Genomic DNA, 8,484 nt, shown 5'->3' with positions numbered 1-8,484 from the left:
AACCCGGAAGGGCACGCAAATCCCGGGGAACCCCGGGTGGGTTCGGGGTGTTTCCTGCGGGGAATCCTCTGAATTCATTCGGGGGAGGACGTCAATAGTTAAAAACCCAGTTGCCGCGCCGGCAAAAGGATGGTCACGCCGCCGGGAAGAACCAGAGGCGGACGAGTCGTACAGGTATCCCCAGCCTGGCAGCGAAGCTAACGTCCGTTTCCCCCTCTTCAGGCATTTCGTCGATCAGGAGCGCGGCGGCGAATAAGTCCGATCTGTATTCGTACTTGTCCCCAAAGAAAGTGCGCTTCAGGAGACGCAGGTCCGGATGCTCGTCCAGGTGGTGGTATATCTCGTGGGCAACTATGTACCTGGCTTCGCAGTCCGGCAGGGAAGGATCCAGTATTATCATCACGGACTCGTATAATTCGGCCACCAGGCCCGCTATTCCATCCGGCAGTTCCCTTTTTATTACCTCCATGTCCAGATACGATGCGAGGAGGAAAGGGTTTCTCGTCCTGAACTGGGCCACAAGCCTTTCGATGCTTGCGATCACCTTTTTACGCTCGGAAGAGATCATGATGCTTACACAACCTTTCCGGAGCAAAGTTACGAACACAAGTTCCATAATTCTTATTATACACAGAAACTGAACCCGCAGGGTTAAAACATTTGTCGAACGAAGACGAAAAAAGCAGAAAAACAATAGCAGCCGCCCTGGAAACGCCGCGGCGGCCGTTACTTGCCTTTTCGTTCTTTGATTTTCCTGCGCTCTTCCCAGATTATTTTTGCTATCTGAAGTAGCTTTTCCCTGTCTTCCCGGGCCATGCGTTCGCCCATGAAGCGGATATTTGCTATCTCCAGGAGTTCTTCCAGGTCCACTTCCGTGGGGGTGTAGGTGGGGTCGAAGATTTTGTCTTTGAGGGATCGTTCCGTTCTGACGTCAGATTCCGGAGAAATGATTTTATCCATCGGTCGGGGGTCATTGGTGCGTCCTAATAAATAGTCAACCGAGACATTGAAAAAATCTGCTAGTTTTGTTGCAAGGCCCAACTCGGGTACTCTATGTCCCGCTTCCCAAGCGGCAACAGTTCCCGGTTTAACCCCAATTGCAGCTGCCAATTCCTTTTGGTAAAGATTTCTTGCCTTACGTAAGTTTTTTAAACGCTGCGGAAAAAGGTTGGTACTGTTTTCCATAAAAAGTCTCCTCATGTCTATTTGGATAAGCAGGTCTTGATGCTACTTGCAGTAATTTCCTCCCTGCACTTGAAGGGAACGGGTCACCCTGCGGCGGTTTGACAAATCTTGCCCTCTGCAAGAATAAATGCACATCATATTGACATATTGCCTTTTGCAAGATATACTGGTTTTAGTGAAATTGCATCAGGCAAAATAAGGCTTGGATACATTCCCTGGTAGACCTAAAAGATTAATCCAACAATTGGATAAACTCATCAACGGACATTTCAGCCTTGCGAATCAAACTACGCAGCAGGCCACGATCCAAAATTTTGTGATTGGGGATTGATAGCGTTGCCAGCATACCTGCTTTAACCATAATAATATGACTGCCTCTTTGCCGGGCAATTTTCCAGCCGGCCTTTTCAAAAGCGCGAACAGCACGCCTACCTGAAACTACAGGAAGGGAAGCCATATTAGATGGCCACCTCTATTTCACGGAGAGGTAGCGTTAAGGGCAAGCCAGCTTCCTTCCTGACTTCAAGGCAAAGTTCAATTGCTTCTTTGATATTTGCCAGGGCTTCTTCCTCTGTTCTGCCCTGGGAGATACATCCTGGTATAACCGGACATTCTGCAACTATAAAACCATCTTCACCCGGGTAAAGGGTTACAGGTAAACGCACGGTATTATTACTCCTCCTTTTGTGTTAGTTTATCATTATTTTCTTGAACTTCAAAAGGGAACCGGTATAAAAACTCGTAGCAATCCGCCCGGTTGGTTAGAAAACACAGTTCCAACAACCGTCCGTCTTTATTATAAACTTTCCGGGTAATTCGTACCACTACAGGCGCACCGTTGAGGATCTGTTGTTCCTCCGGCGTAGACCCACCGGCAATCAGCGATTCCTCACAGGTGTCAGCTCTTATACCCAGCGACTCCATTGCCCGGTATAAATCCGTCCCGGGGTCGGAAATCAGCGCCTTCAGCTCTTTGAGCGGGACAACCCCCGGGATATACGCATCCGATAGGGCGACGGGAATTTCATCCCGCCACTGGCGAGTGAGATACCTTAGCACCGGCGGATCCATCTCCTTGAGAACCGCTGCCGGCAGCTTTCTGGGACTGCGGACGATCTTCAGCTCCAGGATCTCTAGCCTGGCCCGCTGCCCGAACTCGGTCAGGAAACCTCCCCGGCGTACCGACCGCTCCAGCAGGGGCCTTACGGTACGGCGCTTGTTGCCGGGGCCGGAGGTGACGACCAATCCTTCCCTGATGAGGGCGTTTACTGCGTTCTGGACGGTGCTTACATAGACACCGAATTCGTTCATCAATTCCCTGTTGGTTGGAAAAAGTTGCCCCGGTTTCAGCTGACCTGAAAGGATTCTTTCACGCAGAATTGCAGCTATTTCCTGCCAACTAAGTTGCTCAGCCAATTTCAACAAACTCCTTTACCGTTTTTGCTGTTTCTTCCGCCAGGGCATTCAGAAACATAGCTCCCTTTTCGGCAGAAGCTTTTGAAGGAAACCCGATGACTCCGGTTTCGGTATAAGCCCTCATGCCCAGAGTTTCTAGAAGCTGCCGTTCCGGCTGGTCAACATCCTTCATTTCCTGGGAGCGTACAGCCCCGGGAAACAAATACATGATAATGGACGTCTCGCTTTCACCAGCATGCATGTCCCGGGAAGGGGACGAGGATATTCCGGCCACCCGGTAAGCCCTTTCCCAGTGATGGCGGGATGGAAGCAGCAGCACCCGTGGACGGGGATAATTCAATTCCTGGACGACGTTTCGAAGGAGGTGGTTACCCATGTGACCGCTGACGATGACAAGTTTCTTGATACCGGAAAACGCGAGGGATTCCACCACATCGGAAATGATCGAAGCAATAGTCGTCACTTTAAGGGAAACACACCCCGGAAAACCGGCATGTTCAATAGAGGAGGAGAAGGGAAGCAGCGGCAGCAGGTAGGCCGGCGCAAAAATGTCGGCCAGCCTGCCGGCCAGCGCCTCTGCGATGATCCCGTCGGTACCCAGAGGGAGGTGTGGTCCGTGTTGTTCCAGAGACCCCACGGGCAGAAAAGCCATATTTACACCTTTGAGATCTTTCCAGGTAGAAAATCGGTCCACTGCATCTCACTTCCTGATATGTAGAGATTGATCTAGATTAAGAATAAGTTCAGTATTAGTTTACCCCAAAATATCAAGGAAGTATAGAGGAGAAATAAAGTTTTGGACTTGACTAATAGTTGATATTGATCTAGATTAAAATATAAAGCTGGCTGGTTAGCCGGGAGGGATGTTTATGAGACGAGCACATACTTACGTGATAAGTTTTAAGTTTGTTCCTGTTCCCGGCTGGGAGCGCAGGTACGAAGAGGGCATGGCTGCGTTCCTGAAGATGCTCCAGCATGCCAGGAACGCCTCCGGCGGTTCGATACCGGTGGAAAAGCTTCAAGAAGATCAGTGCCTGCGCGGGTCGTCGGAGCGGCCGACTAGGTAATCCAGGGATATATCAAAAAAATCAGCGAGACGGATGAGAACGTCAAGCGTGGGAATATCCTTACCTGCTTCGTAATACGAAATTGCTCTTTGAGATACACCAACCGCATTAGATAGAGCTGTCTGACTGATTTTGCGAGATGTTCTAAGTTCCCTGAGCCTGGCACTTAATTTAAGCATGATAATTTTTCTCCGAGCAGGATTTGATAAAAATACTTGATCAGAAGTACCGCTTCTAATATAATGGAGGTGTCAGAAGTAATGCTTCTGGTTGAACAGGGATGAAGTTTTTATGCGTCGGTACCTGATCAATACAAGAAAAACTCTGGGCTACACCCAAGAGCAGGTTGCAAAGGAGATTGGTATTTCGCAGAGAGCTTACAGCATGATTGAGCTGAACCAAATCAATCCCTCCTGGGAGGTGGCCCAGCGCCTGGAGAAATTCTTCGGCATTCCGGCCGGCGAATTGCTGGCTGTGGAGCCTGAACAATCCGCATCGCAGGAGAACAGGAGGTGGACATGACCGGGCAGGAAACACGCACCTACTTCGCCAGCTTCTCCAGCCTTGCGACCCTGGCAACGAGATAACGGGTGTCTGTTTCGATGCTGTCCAGGCGTTCATCAAGGTGTTTTTGCAGCCGTTCGATCTGGTCGCCCCTCAATGCGAAACCGTCAAAGAGGGCACGCACCTTGTCGATAACTTCGTTTTCGAGGCGAAGCCCTAGTTTGTCCACCTTGTTGTCCACGTTTTTGATAGCGGCTTTAAGTTCTTTTTCCAGTTGCTGCTGGCCCTGCTCCAGGTCGCCGATGCGCTGCTCTATATTGCCGACACGCTGATTCAGGGCCTTCAGTTCACCGAGGATTTCTTTCAGCAGTTGCTCTGACACGGATTATTCCCCTTCCGTTTGATTATCTTTCGCCATCTCCTTCATGACGGAGATGATCAATTCTCGTTGCAAAGGGGTAAGTTTTCGGGCTACATCTATCATCTGGCGGATGTCCGGCGGCAGCTCCGGGGCCTGGTCGGCGAAAAACTCGGCCAGGGTGATGCCCAGGGCGGAGCAGATTTTTTCGAGGGTTTCAATAGATGGGACTTTAATTCCGCGTTCTATCTCACTGATGAACGGCTGTGAAAGTCCCGTTTGTTGCGATATGTTAAGTAACTTTTGATTGTTTGCTTTTCTAATCTCCCTGATTCTTCGGCCTATATCCATAAGAATATATTCCCTTCGTTAGCTATGAGCTAATTTTATCAACTCAACGACTCAGAAAGCAAAGAGCTTTTGTTAGCTAATGGTTAAATTATTATTGACAATAACTTAGCTGTTAGCTAAAATTATAACAAAGGGAGTGAGCCGCGTGTTAAAAAATGGTATCAGCTTTAAGATAAAAACACTAAGGGAGTCAAGAGGCGTAAGCCAAGTAAAGCTGGCAAGTGACAGCAAAATTACGGCAGCTTACCTCTGTGAGCTAGAAAGTGGTGTCAAGACAAATCCGAGCATTGATGTACTATCCCGGATTGCCGCCGCCCTGGGGGTAACCGTAGCCGAATTGCTAGACGAGCAGCAGGCAAAAGCAGCGGGAGAGTGACTCAAAACAATATTTCTGTGAAAACATGGAATGACCTTCCAGAAAACAGAAGAAATTTTGTTTCCCGTCCCAGTCTGCCGGAAAAGTGGCGGTAAGGGAGAGAGGATATCCCTGACCTGGGACTGGCAATGCAGTTTGATCATTGAATTAGATCCGGTGGGGGAACGTCGCCGGGAAGAGATTGAAATTTTGTCATGCCTGGGGCAGGGATGGCTCTCGCCCGGGGGATCGGCATTCTGCAGGTGTGTGTGCAGATAACTCGGAGACCTAATCTTCCACTTTTTTGAACACCGGATCGTCTAGAAATTCCGAAATAGTCATTCCCAAGCCATCGCAGATCTTCTTAATAGTTGTCAGACGGGGGTTGCGGCTCTTCCCTTTTATAATGCTGTCGATAGTGGAGTGGGGCAACCCCGAAAGGGTAGCCAATTGGTTTATGGTGATTCCTTTTTCCCGGCAAAGTTCGTAGATTCGCCTTGCAACAGGTTCAGATGATCTCACGTAAATACTTCTCACACGAAACCACCTGTTCGCCGCGTCGTATCTTAGTAAAACTGCGGAGACAATTATTTAGCTTTAATCCTGTTATATTCCGCCCATTCTTCCATAACTTCCAGGATTAACTCACGCTGGCGGGGGGTGAGAAGACGGGCAACTTCCAGGAAACGTTTAAAGTCGTGGGGCAAATCGCCCCGGTCATCCGGTTCAAAGTCGAGCAATTCACGGGGTGAAACACCAAGCGCCCTGCAAAGCTTGAGAATTGTGTCCCAGGTTGGTGATGTCTTGCCCAGTTCTATTTCCCGCAGCGTGGATTGCGCTATTCCGGCAAGTTTGGCCAGTTTTGTGGTGCTGTAATTCTTCTCTTTGCGCAGCTGTACAATACGGTCGGCAATATCCATGTAAAACATACCCTTCTTAACGAAAATCCGTTATCCCAGAAATATTGTAAAACATATTTTCTGCAGGACATTTAACGAAATACCATTGACAGTAAACGATAAACCGTTTACCATATAAGCAGACGGAGGTGAAAGAAGTGGACGCAAAAACCTTTGGGGCGAGACTCCGTTATCTGCGAAAAGAAAGAAAACTGTCACAGCAAGAGCTCGGGCAGATGATTGGTAAACCACAGACGACAATTTCAGACTGGGAAAACGGTAAATTCTTACCGGATATTGACGAGGCGGTGGAGATTGCAAAAGCCTTCGGCCTGACAATTTCGGAGTTTCTGTACAGTGAAGATTTACCGCCAGCAGCCTGTAAATGACCAATAATTTATTACTTAACTAAACAGGTATAAATTTCCTGTTCGCTGGGTAAAAATTTCGTTTCGTTGCATTATCCCCTGTCCCTGGCCGTCAAGCTCTTGACGGCGCGGGAGAGGGGATAATCCGAGAACCCCTCTGCAAGTCCTGCCGCAACGAAGAAATCATAGTTGCACACCTTTCATGCTCCGGATGAATTCCACCAGCTTTTGTCGCTGCTCCGGCGTAAGGCTTTCCGCCTCGTCAAGAAGCTGCCGCAGATCTGGGGAAAGGGATGGGGTTTCCTCGGAAAAAAACTCGGCGAGAGTAAGGCCAAGCCCTTTTACTATACGCTCTAAAACGTCAAAGGTGGGTTTGCGCTTGCCACTTTCTATTTCGCTGATAGCCGATTGAGAAGCCCCGGATAATTTTGCAAGGGCATTCATACTTAAACCCTGACGTTGTCTGAAGAAGCGAATTCTTTCTCCTATTTCCAAGTAGTAACACCTCAAGATTAAGCTATCCTTATTCAGATTGTATCATATAATTTTTCCGGAATGGTTATCCGATAACGTATTGACATCTTATACGTCTACGGATAAGATGATAATAGGGAGGTTTACACTATGATGAAGTTGTCGAAACGCTTGGTCGAGTTGAGGGGTAGTATTAGCCAAGCCGAACTGGCCAGAAAAGCCGGAGTACCCCAGTCTGCTATTAGCGAAATCGAAGCCGGTAAACGAAAGCCCCGAATAGACACAATCCAAAAGCTTGCCCTAGCTCTTGGTGTTTCTGTTTCAGAATTGCTGGATGAAAACGAAGAACCCAAAGCCGTGTAACTAACTAACTAAATATTCGCCCTGCGCCCCCATTGCTTTTAGTTCTCCCGGTAAACAGATTTTTCCTGCTGACACAAAATTGTAAAGTTATGAGGAAATGTCTCTGTTTTCATTAATTACGCATTATCCTCTGTCCCTGGCCGTCAAGCTCTTGACGGCACGGGAGAGGGGATAATCCAAAAGCCCCTCTGCAAATCCTGCCGCATCGCCTCCTGATGCAGCGGCCCGTAGGGGCGTGGGAGAGTGGTTGCGGCAGCACAAACCAGGGGTGCAGCGCAACACAGTCCACTTGACCCGGCCGGCGGGGGGTGAAACCGCCGGGAGGACGACGACGGTCCGGGAAACAGTCGTACCCGCCAGCGAGGGTTAAACCTGGGGGAAGGCGGCTGCCCGGAAGAGCCGCGCCCGCGGCGGGGATGGCGTCCTGCCCGGGTAAAAGCCCTCCACAGACGTGCAGGCTGGTGCACGAATTCTGTGGCGATGTTCCTTGACATAGCCCTTCCCCCCAGCAGCGGTCCGGTCCTGCCGTGCAGGCGCCGCGGCGCAGTCGGTTGCCGCCGGGCCACCGGACCGGAAAACGGGGACCCCCTTGGGGATAACTGGGAGTGTTCTGCGCGACGGTGCATCCCGTAACCCTGAAACCAGGGAGCCGTGCGAGGGGGTTTCTTTCACCTTTCCCGTTTGGCGCACCCCGGGCGGGAAAGTGTGAGGGTGGTCTGCTCCACGGTGCATGAGCTCAGCTCCGGGCAAGGTACCGTACCGGCGCGAATTACCGCTGCCTCCACGTTGGCGCGCCGGGGGCGCACGCATGCTCTCTTTTTGCGTGCGGCGAAAAGCGGGAGAAAGGGTGGATCTTTTGTCTTTAAGCGAATTGAGAAGATATGCCTGGGAGTACCGGCGGCAGTCAACACCGGGAGCCAGGCGGGAAATCATAAGAATAGTATGGAGACATGAGAAAGCGGAAGGATTACAGTTGCTGGCCAGAATGCTGGGTGTTACATATGATTCTTTATACAGTGAAGGGGACATAAAGGAATTCAAGAGGCAACGGTGTAGATTTTCAAATTGATTCGGGAAAAATCTTCAAATTAAATTGGGGCAACCAGCTGGTGGAACAAAGGAAATTCTCATTTTAAACCGGTAA

The 8,484-nt window shown here is 49.8% G+C and carries 19 protein-coding genes; 6 read left to right on the top strand and 13 right to left on the bottom strand.

The genetic code is table 11. The features are described 5' to 3' along the window. Positions 1–133: 133 nt before the first annotated feature. The 6 genes from J2Z49_RS14350 to J2Z49_RS14325 all read right to left on the bottom strand — a co-directional run bounded on the left by J2Z49_RS14350 (position 134) and on the right by J2Z49_RS14325 (position 3,295). Positions 134–616 carry an ImmA/IrrE family metallo-endopeptidase gene (locus tag J2Z49_RS14350; protein ID WP_307403816.1) on the bottom strand — a complete coding sequence of 161 codons (483 nt, stop codon included), beginning with the start codon at positions 614–616 and terminating at the stop codon, positions 134–136. A 110-nt stretch (positions 617–726) separates the two neighbouring features. Further along, positions 727–1,185, bottom strand: a complete 459-nt coding sequence (locus J2Z49_RS14345) for a helix-turn-helix domain-containing protein (protein WP_307403814.1) — start codon at positions 1,183–1,185, stop codon at positions 727–729. A 232-nt stretch (positions 1,186–1,417) separates the two neighbouring features. After that, positions 1,418–1,642 carry a type II toxin-antitoxin system HicA family toxin gene (locus J2Z49_RS14340; RefSeq protein ID WP_307403812.1) on the bottom strand — a complete coding sequence of 75 codons (225 nt, stop codon included), beginning with the start codon at positions 1,640–1,642 and terminating at the stop codon, positions 1,418–1,420. A gap of 1 nt (position 1,643) precedes the next feature. Next, on the bottom strand, positions 1,644–1,850 hold the full coding sequence (locus J2Z49_RS14335; RefSeq protein WP_013823543.1) for a type II toxin-antitoxin system HicB family antitoxin: 207 nt from the start codon (positions 1,848–1,850) through the stop codon (positions 1,644–1,646). Between the two features lie 7 nt (positions 1,851–1,857). Then, complete coding sequence (locus J2Z49_RS14330) at positions 1,858–2,601, bottom strand: GntR family transcriptional regulator (protein ID WP_307403808.1); 744 nt, start codon at positions 2,599–2,601, stop codon at positions 1,858–1,860. After that, the gene (locus J2Z49_RS14325) at positions 2,594–3,295 is read right to left on the bottom strand and encodes a creatininase family protein (protein ID WP_307403806.1); all 702 of its coding nucleotides are present in this window, start codon (positions 3,293–3,295) and stop codon (positions 2,594–2,596) included. The genes J2Z49_RS14330 and J2Z49_RS14325 overlap by 8 nt, the downstream gene beginning before the upstream one ends. Before the next feature lie 175 nt (positions 3,296–3,470). Between J2Z49_RS14325 and J2Z49_RS14320 the strand changes: the two genes are divergently transcribed. Continuing rightward, the gene (locus tag J2Z49_RS14320; protein WP_307403804.1) at positions 3,471–3,668 is read left to right on the top strand and encodes a hypothetical protein; all 198 of its coding nucleotides are present in this window, start codon (positions 3,471–3,473) and stop codon (positions 3,666–3,668) included. On the opposite strand, the gene J2Z49_RS14315 is transcribed toward J2Z49_RS14320, so the two are convergent. Further along, the gene (locus tag J2Z49_RS14315) at positions 3,629–3,847 is read right to left on the bottom strand and encodes a helix-turn-helix domain-containing protein (RefSeq protein ID WP_166349673.1); all 219 of its coding nucleotides are present in this window, start codon (positions 3,845–3,847) and stop codon (positions 3,629–3,631) included. The genes J2Z49_RS14320 and J2Z49_RS14315 overlap by 40 nt on opposite strands. A gap of 112 nt (positions 3,848–3,959) precedes the next feature. Between J2Z49_RS14315 and J2Z49_RS14310 the strand changes: the two genes are divergently transcribed. Beyond that, a complete protein-coding gene (locus J2Z49_RS14310) occupies positions 3,960–4,190 on the top strand; it encodes a helix-turn-helix transcriptional regulator (RefSeq protein WP_307403802.1) in 231 nt (76 codons plus the stop codon). Positions 4,191–4,209: 19 nt separating this feature from the next. On the opposite strand, the gene J2Z49_RS14305 is transcribed toward J2Z49_RS14310, so the two are convergent. Further along, entirely contained in the window at positions 4,210–4,554 is a 345-nt protein-coding gene (locus J2Z49_RS14305) for a coiled-coil domain-containing protein (protein WP_307403800.1), read from the bottom strand. 3 nt (positions 4,555–4,557) lie between these two features. Continuing rightward, the gene (locus J2Z49_RS14300) at positions 4,558–4,881 is read right to left on the bottom strand and encodes a helix-turn-helix domain-containing protein (protein ID WP_307403799.1); all 324 of its coding nucleotides are present in this window, start codon (positions 4,879–4,881) and stop codon (positions 4,558–4,560) included. A gap of 145 nt (positions 4,882–5,026) precedes the next feature. On the opposite strand from J2Z49_RS14300, the gene J2Z49_RS14295 reads away from it, so the two are divergent. Then, entirely contained in the window at positions 5,027–5,257 is a 231-nt protein-coding gene (locus J2Z49_RS14295) for a helix-turn-helix domain-containing protein (RefSeq protein WP_165859270.1), read from the top strand. A 267-nt stretch (positions 5,258–5,524) separates the two neighbouring features. On the opposite strand, the gene J2Z49_RS14290 is transcribed toward J2Z49_RS14295, so the two are convergent. Together J2Z49_RS14290 and J2Z49_RS14285 are read right to left on the bottom strand one after the other, a co-directional pair. Further along, entirely contained in the window at positions 5,525–5,758 is a 234-nt protein-coding gene (locus tag J2Z49_RS14290) for a helix-turn-helix domain-containing protein (RefSeq protein ID WP_166349847.1), read from the bottom strand. 65 nt (positions 5,759–5,823) lie between these two features. After that, on the bottom strand, positions 5,824–6,165 hold the full coding sequence (locus tag J2Z49_RS14285; RefSeq protein ID WP_052303865.1) for a helix-turn-helix domain-containing protein: 342 nt from the start codon (positions 6,163–6,165) through the stop codon (positions 5,824–5,826). Between the two features lie 128 nt (positions 6,166–6,293). Here J2Z49_RS14285 and J2Z49_RS14280 point away from each other — a divergent pair, with 128 nt between their 5' ends. Continuing rightward, positions 6,294–6,524: a helix-turn-helix transcriptional regulator gene (locus J2Z49_RS14280; protein WP_013823524.1), complete on the top strand. Its 231-nt coding sequence runs from the start codon at positions 6,294–6,296 to the stop codon at positions 6,522–6,524. A 162-nt stretch (positions 6,525–6,686) separates the two neighbouring features. Here J2Z49_RS14280 and J2Z49_RS14275 read toward each other — a convergent pair whose 3' ends face one another. Beyond that, positions 6,687–6,998 (bottom strand): helix-turn-helix domain-containing protein, encoded by a 312-nt coding sequence (locus tag J2Z49_RS14275; RefSeq protein ID WP_307403818.1) that lies wholly within the window; start codon positions 6,996–6,998, stop codon positions 6,687–6,689. A 129-nt stretch (positions 6,999–7,127) separates the two neighbouring features. Here J2Z49_RS14275 and J2Z49_RS14270 point away from each other — a divergent pair, with 129 nt between their 5' ends. Then, positions 7,128–7,340 carry a helix-turn-helix domain-containing protein gene (locus tag J2Z49_RS14270; protein WP_307403794.1) on the top strand — a complete coding sequence of 71 codons (213 nt, stop codon included), beginning with the start codon at positions 7,128–7,130 and terminating at the stop codon, positions 7,338–7,340. A 143-nt stretch (positions 7,341–7,483) separates the two neighbouring features. On the opposite strand, the gene J2Z49_RS14265 is transcribed toward J2Z49_RS14270, so the two are convergent. Continuing rightward, positions 7,484–7,834: a hypothetical protein gene (locus J2Z49_RS14265; RefSeq protein ID WP_307403791.1), complete on the bottom strand. Its 351-nt coding sequence runs from the start codon at positions 7,832–7,834 to the stop codon at positions 7,484–7,486. A 236-nt stretch (positions 7,835–8,070) separates the two neighbouring features. On the opposite strand from J2Z49_RS14265, the gene J2Z49_RS14260 reads away from it, so the two are divergent. Beyond that, on the top strand, positions 8,071–8,409 hold the full coding sequence (locus tag J2Z49_RS14260) for a hypothetical protein (RefSeq protein ID WP_307403789.1): 339 nt from the start codon (positions 8,071–8,073) through the stop codon (positions 8,407–8,409). Positions 8,410–8,484: the final 75 nt, after the last annotated feature.

Origin of the sequence: Desulfofundulus luciae, assembly GCF_030813795.1 — a bacterium.
Lineage (GTDB): Bacteria > Bacillota > Desulfotomaculia > Desulfotomaculales > Desulfovirgulaceae > Desulfofundulus > Desulfofundulus luciae.
The sequence above is the reverse complement of the archived record's forward strand: the minus strand, read 5'-3'. Positions and strand labels throughout refer to the sequence as shown.